General features: G+C 36.3%; 13 protein-coding genes and 1 riboswitch. Of the genes, 6 read left to right on the top strand and 7 right to left on the bottom strand.

The window, feature by feature from the left end; genetic code table 11:
- The coding region (locus tag ACIQZA_RS25195) for a transposase (protein ID WP_402884559.1) at positions 1 to 307 on the top strand (307 nt) is incomplete at its 5' end.
- 163 nt (positions 308 to 470) lie between these two features.
- On the opposite strand, the gene ACIQZA_RS25190 is transcribed toward ACIQZA_RS25195, so the two are convergent.
- A complete protein-coding gene (locus tag ACIQZA_RS25190) occupies positions 471 to 1,529 on the bottom strand; it encodes a DUF4179 domain-containing protein (protein WP_402884558.1) in 1,059 nt (352 codons plus the stop codon).
- A gap of 2 nt (positions 1,530 to 1,531) precedes the next feature.
- Complete coding sequence (locus tag ACIQZA_RS25185; RefSeq protein ID WP_402884556.1) at positions 1,532 to 2,074, bottom strand: sigma-70 family RNA polymerase sigma factor; 543 nt, start codon at positions 2,072 to 2,074, stop codon at positions 1,532 to 1,534.
- 433 nt (positions 2,075 to 2,507) lie between these two features.
- On the opposite strand from ACIQZA_RS25185, the gene ACIQZA_RS25180 reads away from it, so the two are divergent.
- Both ACIQZA_RS25180 and ACIQZA_RS25175 read left to right on the top strand, forming a co-directional pair.
- A complete protein-coding gene (locus tag ACIQZA_RS25180; RefSeq protein ID WP_402884555.1) occupies positions 2,508 to 2,939 on the top strand; it encodes a hypothetical protein in 432 nt (143 codons plus the stop codon).
- 300 nt (positions 2,940 to 3,239) lie between these two features.
- The gene (locus ACIQZA_RS25175; protein ID WP_402884553.1) at positions 3,240 to 5,483 is read left to right on the top strand and encodes a YheC/YheD family protein; all 2,244 of its coding nucleotides are present in this window, start codon (positions 3,240 to 3,242) and stop codon (positions 5,481 to 5,483) included.
- A gap of 96 nt (positions 5,484 to 5,579) precedes the next feature.
- On the opposite strand, the gene ACIQZA_RS25170 is transcribed toward ACIQZA_RS25175, so the two are convergent.
- Positions 5,580 to 6,782: an ATP-grasp domain-containing protein gene (locus tag ACIQZA_RS25170; RefSeq protein ID WP_402884561.1), complete on the bottom strand. Its 1,203-nt coding sequence runs from the start codon at positions 6,780 to 6,782 to the stop codon at positions 5,580 to 5,582.
- Between the two features lie 149 nt (positions 6,783 to 6,931).
- Here ACIQZA_RS25170 and ACIQZA_RS25165 point away from each other — a divergent pair, with 149 nt between their 5' ends.
- Both ACIQZA_RS25165 and ACIQZA_RS25160 read left to right on the top strand, forming a co-directional pair.
- On the top strand, positions 6,932 to 8,326 hold the full coding sequence (locus tag ACIQZA_RS25165; RefSeq protein WP_402884551.1) for a UDP-N-acetylmuramoyl-tripeptide--D-alanyl-D-alanine ligase: 1,395 nt from the start codon (positions 6,932 to 6,934) through the stop codon (positions 8,324 to 8,326).
- Between the two features lie 132 nt (positions 8,327 to 8,458).
- On the top strand, positions 8,459 to 9,844 hold the full coding sequence (locus ACIQZA_RS25160; protein WP_400935699.1) for a UDP-N-acetylmuramoyl-tripeptide--D-alanyl-D-alanine ligase: 1,386 nt from the start codon (positions 8,459 to 8,461) through the stop codon (positions 9,842 to 9,844).
- Positions 9,845 to 9,942: 98 nt separating this feature from the next.
- Here ACIQZA_RS25160 and ACIQZA_RS25155 read toward each other — a convergent pair whose 3' ends face one another.
- The 4 genes from ACIQZA_RS25155 to ACIQZA_RS25140 form a co-directional block, all read right to left on the bottom strand.
- Positions 9,943 to 10,878 carry a C40 family peptidase gene (locus tag ACIQZA_RS25155; RefSeq protein WP_402884549.1) on the bottom strand — a complete coding sequence of 312 codons (936 nt, stop codon included), beginning with the start codon at positions 10,876 to 10,878 and terminating at the stop codon, positions 9,943 to 9,945.
- A 780-nt stretch (positions 10,879 to 11,658) separates the two neighbouring features.
- Entirely contained in the window at positions 11,659 to 12,021 is a 363-nt protein-coding gene (locus ACIQZA_RS25150; protein WP_400935695.1) for a VOC family protein, read from the bottom strand.
- 59 nt (positions 12,022 to 12,080) lie between these two features.
- On the bottom strand, positions 12,081 to 12,479 hold the full coding sequence (locus ACIQZA_RS25145) for a DUF5367 domain-containing protein (protein WP_402884547.1): 399 nt from the start codon (positions 12,477 to 12,479) through the stop codon (positions 12,081 to 12,083).
- A 16-nt stretch (positions 12,480 to 12,495) separates the two neighbouring features.
- Positions 12,496 to 13,068, bottom strand: a complete 573-nt coding sequence (locus ACIQZA_RS25140; RefSeq protein ID WP_402884546.1) for a TetR/AcrR family transcriptional regulator — start codon at positions 13,066 to 13,068, stop codon at positions 12,496 to 12,498.
- Positions 13,069 to 13,254: 186 nt separating this feature from the next.
- Positions 13,255 to 13,434, top strand: a riboswitch (cobalamin riboswitch).
- Between the two features lie 319 nt (positions 13,435 to 13,753).
- Here ACIQZA_RS25140 and metE point away from each other — a divergent pair.
- Entirely contained in the window at positions 13,754 to 16,048 is a 2,295-nt protein-coding gene (gene metE, locus ACIQZA_RS25135; RefSeq protein WP_402884544.1) for a 5-methyltetrahydropteroyltriglutamate--homocysteine S-methyltransferase, read from the top strand.
- The last annotated feature ends 968 nt before the right edge of the window (positions 16,049 to 17,016 follow it).

Genomic DNA, 17,016 nt, shown 5'->3' with positions numbered 1-17,016 from the left:
TGAAAAATGCAAAGTATGTCCAATGAGAGAGGGCTGTTATAAAGAAGGCGCAAAAAGTAAAACATATTCTGTCACAATTAAGTCGGATACACATGTCGAACAAGAGGCATTTCAAAATACGGAAGCATTTAAGCAATTAGCCGCTAATCGCTACAAAGTAGAAGCAAAGAATAGTGAATTAAAAAACGGACACGGATACGATACGGCATCGACTGCGGGTCTATTTGGCATGGAAATTCAAGGTGCCACAACGATATTCGCTGTCAATTTGAAACGGATATTAAAGCTACTAAACGAAAATGAATAAGGAATAGAGACAGAAATAAGGCACTTCCTGTTCAAAATTGAACAAGAAGTGCCTTGTTTTTATCTGAGAAAGGTTCGCTTTTATAAAACGTAAGTTTTTCAGTGCCCTCTTGTCAAATTGGACGTTTTCTTTTTTATATTTTCAAGATTGGTAGACTTAGCTATTATTTGTTCAATTGTGTAGTAATTGTGTACTCATGAAACACTTTGACAACATCCTTGTGAGGAACGCCACTTTTTACATTAATAGAGTGCGGAACGAGTGTGATATTTGTTATTGGCTCCATATTTTCCTTCTGGAAGCGAAGTGTAGAATTTTCGAGCATTGTTTTAAAAGCAGATTGACCTAACTCATTATTATTCTGGTCGTATAATCTAAATTGGACATCATAATCCATTGTCTTGTCAGGCGCCGGAAACATATGATAATAAAGAATTAATGAAACGGGCGATTGAGTAATTTTTTCAACTACAACTTTCTGTCCGTTCGGTAAAGAAAATGATTGATTAATCATGGTTTCTGTTGTTTTAGCCGCAATGGCTTCACCTGTGGCAATGAAATTAAATTCCCAAGGGTCACTAAGTTTATCGTTTTTAAAAGAAAACTGAATTTCATGTGGCTTAGAAAGCTCAATATTTGGAATGCTAATCTGACTATAAATGACAAATGTTTGGTCATCGATTTTATCATTACCTGCTCCTCCTCCGCCAGGCTCTACTTCCTTCCCATCTATTTTTATTTCAGGGATAAGGGGCAGGTAATCTGTGTCTGGAAGGAGCTTATTAAATTGAAGATATTCCGAGTTTGGAACGGGTTTATTGCTATGATAAGTAGTCGTGATGAAAAGTTCTCCTTGATCTAACATAACTTCATTTAACGTTAAGGTTCCATATTTATTTTCTTTTGTTTGTCCGATTATATTTTTATACGTTGTATACATTTCGTCATTAACAGCTGGGTGATTCATATATTGTTCAATAAAGCTACCTATTATCGGCAATTTAGCAAGTGCATTTGGGCTAGAAATGGCTATTGTAGCGGCAAGCATAGCGACACCTACCCCACTTAAAATTGTAAGCTTCTTCTTTTTTGATGTTGGAGTTTTCAATTTTGAATGCAGTCGTTTTTTTATACGTGCTATTTCTAAATCTGACAACGGGGTTTCATCATATTCTTCTGTTTGAATCTTTGCTCGATTAAATAGTTTAAATAATTCACTCATTTTTATAGCCTCCCTGTAATCCATTTTTGTTTTAATGCACGAAGTTTATGACGTCCACGGGAAAGTCTATTATGTATAACGGGGACAGACACATTAAATTCTTTTGCAATGTTCTTGGAATTTACATTATCTAAATAATATTTTTTAAATAATAATTGGTCCTCAACAGATAAATGTTGTAAAAGCTCTTCGACGTCCTCTAATTCTGTCCTCTCAGTATTTGTGAAAGACTCTTCAAATTCTAAGGTTGAAATGTAGCGTTCATTATAACGTTGTAATTTTTTTCTTCGATCCAGCGCTTTATATTTAGCAATGATCGCAATCCAATTTTTAAAAGATCCTTTCGCTTCATCGAAAAATTCACCATTCTCCCAAATAGCAAGTAGTGTGTCATCCAAACATTCATCAACTTCTTCTAAGTAAGGAAAGAGATGTTTAGTGATGATGCTTCGTAGTAATCCACCATATTGCTCAATGATGAAATGTAAAGCATGTTCATTGTGATTTTGTAGTTCATCAACGACATTTTCAGCTTGTATGTTCATAACAAACTCCTTTCTAAGTTTAGTCGCTTCTTACCAGTTTGCTTGAATTGTCAGTGAATAGAACTATTGTTTATCCGAAAACTCATCAAGGCAAACAGGTGAGGCATCTATTTGATCGTTCACTATTAAATACGATTTTTTTTATTGAAAGCTATCCTGGAATAAAAAACTTTTTAAATTAATTTGATTTTTCATCATATTTTACGAAGATTGCGTAAGAATAGTGTAAATGTTTTCACTGTGCTTTGAAGCATACATATTCAATCAAATTGACCAGTTTTATATGTAAAACGAAAAAATTGTCATATTTCTTGTCTTTACATATTATAACGAGAGGATGTTGAATAAAGTGAAACTTTCGTTCAGGGCAGTTGATCTTCCACTAGTATCAATGCTAGTAAATTTTAATAAAGACTTGGAAGGAGCGGAGGAAATGAATAATGAAAACAAAAAAAAACATTTTCTATGTGAAGCGCTCTACGACATAAAAGCACTCCAGGATGTGATAAAGGATTTTCATTCTAAATATTTTGGTCAGCTTCTTGTGAAAATGGTGGGAAGCGATACGATTCCTTTTTTTTTAATAACACACAACGGCAGTCATTTAAGGTTGATGGATACTGTAAAGCAGTTTGAAACAGAGTTTTTTCGCATAGAGGCTATTGATCGAGAAAGTTGTCGCGGAACTGTTTCGCTTTTGCGGGCCTATGATTATGAAGGACATGATACGAATTTAATGGCAGAGGTTGTCCGATTAGAGCGAACATCCTCAGAAAAATCCATTGACTTAAGTGGTATATCTGCGATTCAGTTATTAAAGCCTGACATGTTAAAAGGGAAATTTATCATTGAGCCCAAATGGTGAAGTTAAAGCCTCCGACGGATGTTACGGAAATCGGAAAGGAGTTAAAAAAGGATGTTAGCCTAAAATTATCGCATCCGTGCGATAACGGCTAGCTAACCTGCATCAGCCTGTGGCATTACCGAAATGACCGACATCGTGTTGGCCCTCGTGCAGCCTAAGTACAAAGCCGATTTAAGGACACAATTATGCCGAGGTAAAATACTATTAAAATAACATAAAAATTAGAGCATCTGTCTAGGTGCACGTTGTAGTCATTGAATTTATTAGAGAGAGAATCCTATGAAGGGAAGAGATTAATGAATGACAATTATTGGAATGTTGCATCATCGGTTAGATCCTAGAACTGTTCTAAAGTCATATGCATTTGCGGCCGTTGCACAAGCAGAAGGAGCTCAATTTTTTTACTTTACACCAAAAAGCGTTGACTTTGATAAACGTTCCATTAGAGGAAAGGTATATGAAAATGGTGATTGGCATGAAAAAATGATGCCCTTTCCGGATGTTATATACAATGCAGGAAGTCCAGAAAAATTATCGGTATCAAAGGACATTATTGAGAAATTGAAAAAGGAAATACCTTTTACAACTCATTCTATAGGGAATAAATGGAATGTTATGAAGCGACTTAAAGAAGCAGAGGAATTTGATAAGTATTTAATTCCATCTGAGGTTGTTGAAAATGTTGAATTACTCCATAAATTTATGGCCTTTTATAAAAAAGTCGTATTTAAACCGATAGATGGCCGGAAGGGAAAAGGGATTTATTTTATTTCGAAAGTAGGAAGAACTAACTTTGAGGTAAAGAAGGATAGGGAAACTACTTTATGTACACAGTCACAGCTAGATGAGTTAATTAGAGAGCAACTTATTACAGGCACCTTTATCGTGCAACCCTATATTCAATCAAAAACAAAATCAGGTCAAATTTATGATTTTCGTCTACATGTTCAAAAAAACGGTGAAGGTAAATGGATTATAACGACGGTTTATCCGCGAATTGCACCAAATGGCTCGATTATACCGAATATTAACAACGGTGGTTTTACGAATTATTTAGATCCTTTTTTAGAGCAGGAATTTAAAGAAGATGCTTATGATATTCGGCGTATGTTAGAGCATTTTTCTTTATCACTAGCTCGACATTTAGATGAAATTCAGATGGCGCAATTTGGAGAAGTTATTGATGAAATTGGCATTGATGTAGGCTTAGATGAACAAAGGAAAATTTGGATGTATGAAGTGAACTGGCGACCAGGTTGCCCTCCTGCTTTTTATTTAGAATTAGATGTAGTCATCAATACTATAAGGTATGCAATGTACCTTGCTAAGAACCAGAAGCAAATTAAAAGGGAAATTAGGCAACATAGGAAAATTAAAGATTCATCTGAAGAAAGGGCTTTAGTAGAAGAAGCATTACCAGAAAAAAAACCTTTACCAGAAGAAAAACCTTTAGCAAAAGAAAAGGCTTTACCGATTATTGCGATTACCGGCAGTGCTGGAAAAACAACATCAAAAGCATTTCTAGCCTCCATTTTATCGGTAAAATGGAATATCTTTGAGTCAAAAGATTATTGGAATACAACAGAGCATACGAAAAAACATAAAGAAGAAATTAATGCTTCACATGAGGCTGTTGTGCTTGAGTATGGGATGGCTTATCCAGGTATCATAACAAACCACTGTAGCATTATCCAACCAAATATTAGTATCGTTACAAATATCGGCTTAGCTCATGTAGGTAATTTTGATGGAGATATTAAAGGAGTAGCCAAGGCGAAATCGGAATTAATACATGGGATGGAGCAAAACGGTTTATTAATCCTGAATAAGGACGATGATAATTCTAAGTATTTGGAGACACAGCAGTTTAAAGGAAAAATCCTAACAGTTGGTATTCATAGCACAGCGGACTATCAAGCTTATGATATCCAATATAAAGACATCGGTATGTCCTTTAAAATAAAGCTGCATGGGCAGGAAATGGCAATGTATATCCCAATTTTAGGAGAACATCATGTATATAATGCACTCAATGCCATTGCGGTTGCAGATTATTTAGGATTTAGTCCAGTAGATATTAAAACAGGGCTAAATTTCAAAAAACCACCTAGACGATTAACAATTTATAACTGTCGCGATGATATTACAGTTATTGACGATACCGTTCACTCCCATCCTCAGGGCGTACGTGCTGCTATTGATGTTCTTACAAATATAGCGAAGAAACGTAAAATTGCTATTATTGGTCAAATGCGAGAATTAGGGGATTTGAGAGAAGAGGAATATCGTAAATTGGGCGAATACATTTACGAGCAAAACATAGATTTATTCATCACTTATGGTTTTAGAACGGAGGAAATGGGAGTAGCAGCGAAGGCAGTAGGGATGGATCCTTCTAAAATTTATCATTTCCTGAATAAGGATGAATTACATGAACTCTTAGAGAAAGTGATACAACCTCGCGACACCATTTTAGTAAAAGGTGCTAGTAAAACGAATATGTTTGATACGGTTAAATTTTTAGATCAAAAATTTCAAGAATAAATAAAAAAGCCCGAGTAATTGACCTTTTGAAGGAAACAATTATTCGGGATATTTTTTTATAGCTAAATAATGAGAGCATGGAAAGATATTTTAAATTTAAGATTTTAGAATGAACTTAATTTCTTTTGCGGCGTTAATGGCTTTATTTTTAGCTTCCGCTAATGTTGCGCCTTCCGCAATTACATATGCATAACGATGTCCCATCGATAAAGGAGGGGTCAGCAATGTCCCTCTTTTCGGCTTCACATATACATCCACAACTCCAGGTGAATGAGCTGCTTTATTTCTTCCAATAACTTTTTCTAAAATCCCTTTACTTTCAATAATGACGTATTTCGTATAGACAAACTTTCTATGCTTTGGATTGATATCGGGGCGCTCACCTAAAAATACTTTAAGTGTTTCTTTCACTAAATTAAATCCAAAGGCGGCGTGAAGCATCGTATTCATTGCTCCCCCTGAGATTCGTGGATTAATCTCTATAAGCTTCCAGCCATTCTTTGTTAAACGAAGCTCTAAATGCAGAGCGCCATTTTCGATGTTAAACGCTTTAACAATAGACTGAAGAACTTCCTCAAGACCTGCTTGAATTTCTTTTGGAGCTTTAACGAGAACACCATAACCAGTAATGATAAAACGTTTACCTTGAGTAATTTCTTGTTCAATAATACCGATGATATTAGCTTGCCGTTTATAGACAAGTGCTTCTACTAAATATTGCGGACCTTCGATATATTCTTCAATCATTATTGTTTCACGGGGATTTTTGCTTCGCAGATAGCTCAGGTGTTTCTTCAGTTGGTCTGAGTCGTTTGCTAACAATACATCTTTGGAGCCTGTTGATTTTGGAGATTTTACAATAAGTGGAAATTCTAAGTTATTAGAGAAGGACTCATTTGGCTTGAGAAGAAAAAACTTAGGAGAATAAGGCTGGTTTTTTAAAAAATTTCTAGTTTTTTCTTTATCCTCCATCATTTCAATAGCTGTTGAAGATGTAAAGTTGTCACAAAATTCATCACATAAAATTGAGGCAATATGGACAAAAGGATCGACAAAACTAACAATAGATTTTATTTCTAACCCAGTTTTAGTTAAATTATAAATTTCATCTTTCATGTCCTCTATATTCGAAGTATCAATAAGAATCATTTTATGAATATCTGGGTAGGCTTTTCTCTGTTGTAACTGCTTTTTGTTGTTTGTAAAAAGGACAGTATAATAACCTAGGTTTTCTGCTGCTTTTGTTGCTTCACGACTTGACCCGGATTTGTTAGTGCCGATAAATATAATTGTTTTCAGTTATATCACTCCTTCTATTGTTCGTTAGATACTTAATCAACTATATATATATGCGAAGAAATAGATTTCTTCTAGTTATGTATCTTGCTTACATCCAAGCAACTTTTAAAAAGTTACATATACTAGAGGGGAAAGGAGGGGAAATTGATATGAAGCCTCTTACGGTGCAGGATTTAAAAGCGATAACTGCAGGCCAATTAGTGCAAGGGTCGGACGAAGTGTTGATTCAACATGGAGCTTATCGACTGAAGCAAGTGAAAAAACCAAATACCGCCCTTTTTACAAATAAGCGTATTGTGAACTGGAAAGAGTATAAGTCACTTTATCCTATAGTGCTTGTAACCGATAGACGATACAGTCAAAATGAATTACCTGAGCAAATAATTATTATTAGAGTAGAAGATTCAGATGAGGCCTATTGGAAGTTTGTAAATTTTTATCGCAATCAATTTAATATCCCTGTAGTAGCCATTACTGGTACTTCTGGTAAATCGACGACGAAGGAAATGATCAAACATATACTTTCTGCAGAAAAAAGTGTAGCATCCACGCCACTTAGTAGTAATTCTAGAACTGCTTCTTTACAATATTTACTGAATATTGATGATCGTACCGACGCAGCCGTTTTTGAAACTGCTGTTGGTTCACCGGGGGACATTAAACTTGCGGGGGACTATTTCAAGCCGACTATTGGGATTATTACAAATATTGGGGCACATCATTTAAATTATTGTAAAACTTTAGAGGGGTATATCCAAGCAAAGGGTGAAATGCTGGACATTATTAGTCCCACAGGCTCCTTAATCCTTAATGCGGATGATGTCAACACCAGTAAAATAGATTTATCGAAGTTTCAAGGACGCATTATTAAAGTGGGTAAGCATGAATCCTGTGATTTTCAAGCAAGAAATATTCGCTACCACAAAAATGGTATGCTGTTCAATGTTCATCACAAGAAAAAACTCTATGAAATCTATGTACCAGGTTTTGGCGAGCATCAAGTATATAATGCGCTCACTGCGATTGCAGCTATTTGTGAAATGGGTTTGCCGATTTCTTTAGCAGCTGAACAACTGCAATCATTCCGAAAATTAAATAAGCAGCTTCAGGTGTTTAAGGGCATTAATAATTCCATATTACTAGATGATACATGGAATATTACGACTACTTCTTTGGAGGCAGGATTAAAGGTTTTGAATGCTCTCGGAGAAGGCAAGAAAAAAATTGCCATTATTGGGACGATAACAGATTTAGGGTCTTGGGGATATATAATTCACGAACAAGCGGGAGAATTAATTAGTGAAATTGGGGTCGACGTACTTATTACGATAGGGGAACATGCAAGTATTATGGCGCTTCATGCCATTGAGGCAGGAATGAGTTCACCTGTGTATATTTTTAAAAATAGTACGCGCGTCTATAAATTGTTAGAAGATATTGTAGATGAAAATACGGTTCTTTTCATTAAAGGAGATATGTATAGTAAAGAAGTTTCTAAGTTGGCAGATGATTTAAAAATAAAAAAATCTTCAACTTCCGAATAGATTTCACCTAAATAAATGTTATTTTTCATCATTTACTAGAATGAGCATATTTATAGTCAATTGCTAGAAATGCATAAACTATGATACTCATTTATTCAGAAATATTCTTTATAGAAAGGGGGCGTAGTTAACTTGCAACATATAAGTGTGAGGGATATAAGAAAACTATTACAAGGAGAATTATTAAGCGGTTCTGAACACTGGTCTGTTAAACATGCAATTTATTATAACCGACATGAACTGACTCAAAATCATACACTTATGTTTGTTAGTAAAAGTGATCAAATTAACTGGCAAGAAATAGATCGAAAGGGACCATCTCTTGTCATTTCTGATAAAACATCAGAGGAATTAAAAAATGCGCTGAAAAATACGACCGTTATACGCGTCAAGAGTATTTTGCATGCCTATTGGAAATTTATGGGACATTACAGAAATTTATTTCAAATACCAGTCGTTGCTTTGACCGGAACATGTGGTAAAACGACAACGAAAGAAATGATTAAACATATAGCTAGTAAGGAATGGAATGTTCAAGCATCTGTCAGCAGTAAAAATGAGCCACGGCAATCCTTACCGTACTTGACTGGAATCGATCAGAATACAAAAGCAGCTATCTTTGAATTAGGGCTGGGTAATATCGGTAATATTAAACACCAATGTATGATCTATCAGCCTACGATTGGTATTATTACGAATATTGGTGTCCATCATTTAGATGGATGCAATAATCTTAATGGCTATATCAAAGCAAAGGCTGAAATTGTAGAAGGAATAAGAAAAGATGGCACGTTAATCATTAATGGTGATGATGAAAACATTAAAAAAATCCCCCTAAGTAAATTTAAAGGAAAGATTATTACCTTTGGCGTCAACGAAAAGGCAGATTATCAAGCTACGAATATACAATTCACTAAAGGCGGCATGAAATTTGTACTAAAAGTGTCAAATGACAAATACAATTTATTTGTTCCAGGATACGGAGAACACCAAGTATATAACGCATTAGCGGCTATAGCTGCCGTGAAGGAAATGGGACTTTCCATTGCTGTTGCAATTTCGCAATTAAAAACGTTCAAAGCGATGGCAAGACACTTAGAATTTTCTACGGGCATCGGTGAATGTACTATAGTAGATGATACTTGGACAAATAACCCGACTTCTGTTGAAGCGGCACTAAAGGTTTTGGATACGATAGGAAAAGGGAAGAAAGTAATTCTTATTTTAGGTGACATTAAGAGATTAGGAAATTTCGAAGAAAAATATCATCGAGAGATTGGCACAATGGTCGCGAAAAGAAATATTGATACGCTTATTACTATTGGCAATAGAGCAGAAAATATTGCGAACCAAGCGTTGAAGGAAGGCACCAAGGCAGATGTTCATATGTTTAAAGATGTTACAGGCGTTTTAGATGTACTAAAGCATAAGCTAGATAGTGAAACCATTGTCCTTATTAAAGGTCCAATGTCTAGCAAATCTATGATAGAATTTGCGAATCAGTTAAAAAATAAATAATAGAAAAAGAAGCTTCCTTAAGGAAAGCTTCTTTTTTAAACATTAATTCTGTTGAGCATTTCAAATTCAACCATTTGAAATGATTCTAGTAAACTTTCTTAAAAAACACGTTTTGCTGTAATATAATGCTCTTTATAATAGTCAACCATTAGTACTCTTGTAGTAATACCACTTGAACTTGGAATGATAATACGTTGATCTCCGGCATAGATAGCTACTAGTGAAGGGGTTTTAGAGCCTTTAACACTATTAAAGAACACTAAATCACCCTTTTTTAAATTGGTACGTGAAACCGTTGTTCCAACATTCATTAGTTCCTTTAAATTGGTTGTACCAAGTTTAACTCCACTCTTACGATAGACGAAATCTACATATCCTGGCGCTGTAAAGCGAAGACTTGCTTCATTATTTGTAGAACTCATAGTTACTTTATTTTTATAATTAAAGGCGTTTTCAACAATCTTATCGCCTTTCGTTGCAGGATTAGCTGAAAGTAATGTAGGTAATACTCTACGGGCCCCTACATAATTATCTGTATAATATGGTTTACTATTTAAATCAGAAATAACAATATTTTGCTTAGAATCAGCCATGTGAATCATTTTGTTGTTTCCGATATACATACCAACGTGGTCAGGGTCTGTCCCAGTTTTTTTACTCTTAAAGAATAGTAAATCACCTTTTTGTAATTGATTTCTGTTAACAGACGTTCCTTGCTGTAACATATAATCTTCATTATAAGTTGCAAGGTCAACACCATTTTTCTCGAAAATGTACATAATAAATGAAGCACAAGAAAATTTATAAGGATATGTAGCCTTGTATACAGAATTGCTGTATGTCGCCTTACCAATTAAGCTTTTTCCAGTTTGAATTAGTTGATCTGCTTTCGCATTAACTGCTTGTGAGTTATTAAGGGCATTTGTTGTTGTTGCAGCCTCAACTTCTATAGGTTGAACAGTTGGCTGTACCATCCCCACTGTGCTAAAACCTATCGTCAATGCTAATGTTGTTGTTAAAAATCGTTTATTCATGTTGTTAATTTCCTCCTGAAGCTATTGTTAGGATTAATCCCAATTTGGTTTGTCACTGGAATTAATCGTAGCATGAAAAAGTAGGGCTTCTTTGAGGAAATTGTTACCACGCTGGATGGGGATTCGCTGTAAACACCTGATATAAAAGGCTTCATCGCCTTAATTTACAGTTTTATTACAAATGTTTCAGTTGGGTGAAGTGTTTATGGAAAACGAAAAGTCAAAGGGGCAGGAAGTACAAGTTTTTCTAGGCATTGAAAGATTAAACGACAATCGCTCCTATACATTTACCATGGTATAGTTAGACTATTTCATCTTTGGGATCTAGCGAGAAATAACGGTTCCATAAGGAGGAGTTTCGTTCTAGCTACTAGGAGTGAGCGTTGAACTGTTTCCCACGGCTTGATTTGTTCCACGCTACGCTTTTGAACTAAAGATAAGTTGTTGCTATCACTATAAAATAGTGTGAGATGAGATGTCAGATACAGGCTTTGTGAAATGGTTAATTAGAGAGGAAAGTGAGCGTTGGGGATCAGCATCCCAAATGAGACACTGGAGCGCAAGCGAGATGGGTCATCGAACGCCCCTAGTACCTCTCATTATGCCTACAATTTTACGCACAGCTTTGTGTGTAGATCTTTTTTGCTCTTTAGAAGGCGGATGTCGATAAAATTCAGAAGTCGGATGACATTTTGTTAAAACGTCGTTGCTTTGCTAAAGATTCATACTTTATTTCACTAAATATTTTTTTACAGCATGCCTTCTATTCAACTGTTTTCCTTAAATTTCCTGAATCATCTCTACTCTATTACCGAATGGATCTCTAAATTCAAAGCGATCAAAATGAGGAATAGGAACTGAATCGAAAATTTCTATATGATGTTCGGCTAATACCTTCTTCCAATGTTCTATATTTTCAACTTGATAGGCAATATGAGCTTTTGTCGTTAATCTATCAAAGCCATCCTCTGTCCCTACATGTACCTCCCTATTGCCGACCTGTAACCAAAATCCACCTCGTCCTTTCAACGAATCAGGCTTTTCAAGTTCATTTAGTCCTAATACTTGACAGTAAAAATGTTTCCCTTTTTCTTCTTCACCTTTTGGAATTGTTATTTGAACGTGATGTAAGCCTATAACCATTTTTTCTCCTCCTTTAATTGTAATCGATACTTACTTCTAGGATAATAATGCCAAATCCTTTAATTTGACGAAGGAATAGTTTTTTTTCTCACGAATGTGGCCTTTGTAAAACCAGTAAGGAGAATTAGGGAATAAGCCCATAATAGCCATGAGGCGAAATATCGATCTAAGACAACCGATAAATTCGGAAAAATATCGTCGAAGACTAATAAAACGACTGCATCGATAAGCATTCCAGGTAATGCAATGCAGATAGCAGCCAGTAATCGCTCTGTACCTTTTATTTTTTTTATAGAATAAATAGGTATTGTCGCTAGCCAAACGATTGGAAAAGCTAAAATGTAAGTAGCTATCATGAGGGGAGGTTCTTTAAGGGTAAAAAAGTAATGCCCTATAAATCGAAACACGGCACTTGCTACAAACCAAATCCCAAAACCCCAGCATAAAAAGAATCGCATAGTGTTCCTCCTCTAATTATTTTCCTAGACGATTTAATGTCTCAAGGATTTTTTCGAATTGCTGATAAAATACATCTATATCGAAATCGTCCCGCATCATCACTTGTATGGCCAAGCCATCAATTAGCGCGTTGAAAAAAATGCTCCAAGTTTCCATCGACACGCCATCAATTGGTGATGTATCCCATAATTTGTTTAAAATATTACGCAAATGTTCATTTTCGGCCGCTAAAATTTGTCCAATTTGCTGTCTAATAGTCGGGTTCGTAAAGCCAAAGACGATTAAGGTGAAAAATAATTTATGATAAAAGGCATCATCTTCATATCGACTTTTTGCAGAAAGAAGTGCAGATTGAATCATTTCTTGATCGGTCGTCAAAATCTCATGCCAAGAATTTTCACAGATGTCCTGAACTATTTCGAGAATGATTTGCTCTTTTGATTTGAAATGATAATAAATAGTTCCTTGTGTCACACCAGCTTGCTCAGCAACAGCCTTTAAGGTGAATTTTTCAATCCCTTTTTCTACTAAACTTTGCTTGGCAGCCATTAATAAATCTGATTTTTCAATACCAGTAGGCTTTGCCATTCATTGACACCTCCATTGTTATTAGTTAGTTGGATAACTAACTCAAAAATAACGAAAAATACCTCTGTTTACAAGTGTATTTTAGTAATTAGATGTATAGGGCTCCCAATATGATAGAGTTGGATTGAACAAACGTGAAAATAAATCTACTTTTCTGAAAAATATGTGTTATAGTAAAACATAATTAAATAATGTGTAAGAGTTGGTGCCAAATGAAAGTTTGGCTTAAAAGGGAAGTCGGTGCAAATCCGACGCTGTCCCGCAACTGTATATCGGAGCAAATCACAATTGCCACTGGGGAAACTGGGAAGGCTGTGAGGCGTGTTGATGAGAAGCCAGGAGACCTGCCAATTTCTAGTACACACCAAATACCTACGTGGAAATAGGTGGTGAGATGTGACCGTATCGTCCCTGTGCGACAAAGAATCATGCGATATCTTGTAAGAATTTCGTATTGTTTTTTCATAGCTATTTTTAATTTGAGATAACAGCCATTTTCCAAAAAAAGGAGAGTGGCTTTTTTTTTACTTCTTATTAGAAGTTAAAGCCCCTGGCCGATGTCACGGAATCGGAAAGAAGACCGAAATGACCGACATCGTGTCGGCCCTCATACTGGCCTAAGCACATAGGGCCGATTCCGGACTCAATAATGCCGAGGCATACTTAATGGATCGGAGAGATGAACATGATTTATACAAGTACTATAGTTGGTTATCCGTATATCGGAGAAGATCGTGAATGGAAAAAGGCTTTAGAGGCTTTTTGGAAAAATGAGCTTTCAGAGGGTGAATTTTTGCAGAACTTAAAGGATATTCGTCTAGCCCGAATTAACAAGCAGCTTCAACTCGGAATAGACCTGATAACTGTTGGAGATTTCACACTTTATGACAGAATGTTAGATACGGCAATGATGTTTGGCTTAGTTCCAAAGCGCTTTGATTGGCAGGGAGACAAAGTTGATTTACAAACATACTATGGGGTAGCTCGTGGTAGTAAAAAAGCCGTGGCTAGTGAGATGACGAAATGGTTTAATACAAATTATCATTATATCGTGCCAGAATACGATGGACAAACTTTGCAATTAACAGAAAATAAAATATTGGCAGATTTTTTAGAGGCTAAGGAAGCGTTTGGTATTACTGCAAAGCCTACATTGATTGGCCCTTATACATTTTGTAAATTAACGAAAGGCTATGACAAACTATCGCAGATTACATTCATTTTAGCATTACTACCACTTTATACGCAGGTCCTAAAGGAGCTCGTGGATGCAGGTGCACAGTGGATTCAATTAGAAGAACCACTTCTTGCCACAACATTAGATGAAGCGGAAGTTAAACTTGTTCAAGAAATTTATACACAATTAGCTGCATCAGTACCCGAAGCTAAAATTATGCTACAAACTTATTTCGAATCATTATCAGCATATGAGTCAATTGTAAAACTTCCTGTTCGTGGGATTGGGTTAGACTTTGTGCATGGCTACGGCAAAAATATGGAGTCATTACGTCAATTTGGCTTCCCAAAAGATAAAATATTGGCTGTTGGTATTATTAATGGAAGAGATATTTGGCGTTCCAATCTAGCAGAAGTTAGCTCAACTATTAAAGCCATTGAACAACTAAGTGGCGCAAAAGAACTATGGATTCAATCTTCATGTAACTTACAGCATGTTCCAATTACGACCACACTTGAAACTAAGCTTGAACCAGTTCTTAAAAATGCCCTCGCCTTTGCGGATGAAAAATTAGTTGAGATCATGGAAGTAACAAAATATTTACAGGGCCAAGACAGTCCCTCAAATTACAAACTATCGGAAAGTATGAAGGCGATTGAAGCGTTGAAAAATCATCCGATTCGCCAAAATAAAGATGTTCAAAAAGCGGTTCGAACAGTGTCGATACAAGACTTTGAACGCCATAGCGATTTTAAAGCACGGCAAAAGATTCACCAGCAAGCATTGCAATTACCACTGTTCCCAACGACAACAATTGGGAGCTTTCCGCAATCGGATGAAGTCAAACGTACACGAAGTGCATGGCGCAAGAAACAAATTTCAAATGAGGATTATGCAGTATTTGTAGAACATGAGACAAAGCGTTGGATTACTATTCAAGAGGAATTAGATATCGACGTTCTTGTGCACGGTGAATTTGAGCGCACAGATATGGTTGAATATTTCGGGGAAAAACTAACAGGTTTTGCATTTACGGAGAAAGCATGGGTTGTTTCATACGGTTCCCGCTGTGTGAAGCCACCAATTATTTACGGTGACGTTGCATGGGAAGCACCGATGACAGTCAAAGAAACAGCCTATGCTCAAAGCCAAACGAAACGCTATATAAAAGGTATGCTTACGGGTCCTGTGACAATTTTAAATTGGTCATTTGTACGGGATGATATTTCCCGAAAGGATGTAACATATCAGATTGCTTTGGCACTCCGAGAAGAGGTGGAAGCACTAGAAGCTGCAGGCATTTCAATTATTCAGGTTGATGAACCAGCATTACGAGAAGGCTTGCCGCTTCGTAAAGAAAATTGGGGAACGTACTTAGAGTGGACAGTAAATGCTTTTAAACTTGCTACATCTAGCGTTAAGGATGAAACACAAATCCATACACATATGTGCTATTGCGAGTTTAATGATTTTATCGAGCCAATTAGTGCATTGGACGCTGATGTTATTTCCATCGAAACGTCACGTAGCCATGGCGAGTTAATTTCTTCTCTGCAAGTCAATCCGTATGAAAAAGGAATTGGACTAGGTGTTTATGATATCCATAGTCCACGTGTACCGAGTGAAAAGGAAATGCTAAGCATAATGCAGGATAGCTTACAGGTTTTATCAAAAAATCAATTTTGGGTGAATCCTGACTGTGGTTTAAAAACAAGGAAGGAGCCAGAAACTATCTCAGCACTGATGAATATGGTAGCAGCAGCAAAAACACTTCGTCAACAAGTACAACAATCTACATTTTAAGGAGAAACTTGACTTCTTTGATGAGGTCAAGTTTTTTTATATGCGCCCGGCATGTGTATGAACAATGGGGTGTAAGTCCCGAACCCCGAAGACAGAAGTAGAGGTTAGCCAAGAGCAAGGTGTCCGTGGCGATGCGGAATCTGAAGGAAGCTGGAGGCAAAACACCGGTCCGAGGAACACGAATTTTATAGAAGGCTAGGTATGATTGGATGAGTTTGCATAACAAAACAAAGTCTTTTCTGTCGAAGGTCATATCGAGTAAATGATACGGATAGATGGTGTGAAAGTGCATGCGCTTACCCGGAGAAGTCTGGTGGAAACGCAAAGTACACTTTGTAACCTACATAGCGATAGGTAGCTGAACCATCAGAAGTCAGCAGAGGTCATAGTACCGTTTACATGAGAAGGACCGAACCATGAAGGAGTGTGGAATAAACTCGAATTTCACTTGTTCAATGAAGCAGACAATCCAAAGATGGACTTACTTAGTGGAAGAAATGGTGAATCCAATAGGAGACATTAAGAGGGCTGAGAATACAAGTGGCAAGGAGAGACAGAAAAGCAAAACGAACAGGGAGAATACAAAATCGCTGTTCGTCAGACTTCATGGAACATCTGTATACGGATCCGTAAGTACGGTGGTGTGAGAGGTCGGGAGTTAATTCACCCTCTCCTACTCGATTGTTAAGGAAATTATAAAATTTGTGCTTGTGGATAACTAAAGCATGTAAAATAATCTTATAAAGAGGAGGGAGCTTGATAGATGGCACATCACAGGTAGTTGCTAATAATGCTATCCTCGAAATGAAACGCCTTGGCATTCTATCGTATGCTGAGTCAATTCAAGATTAATTTAAATGCCCAGGTACTCAATTTGATATGCTCCCTATTAGGTAGACAGATTAAAAAATAAAATCTGTTTATCTAAGGGGAGTATTTTTTATGGGGCGAAGCAAACATCCACTCGA

It is taken from the genome of Lysinibacillus sp. NPDC096382, from assembly GCF_044762845.1.
In the GTDB taxonomy this organism is placed as follows: Bacteria; Bacillota; Bacilli; order Bacillales_A; family Planococcaceae; genus Lysinibacillus.
The sequence above is the reverse complement of the archived record's forward strand: the minus strand, read 5'-3'. Positions and strand labels throughout refer to the sequence as shown.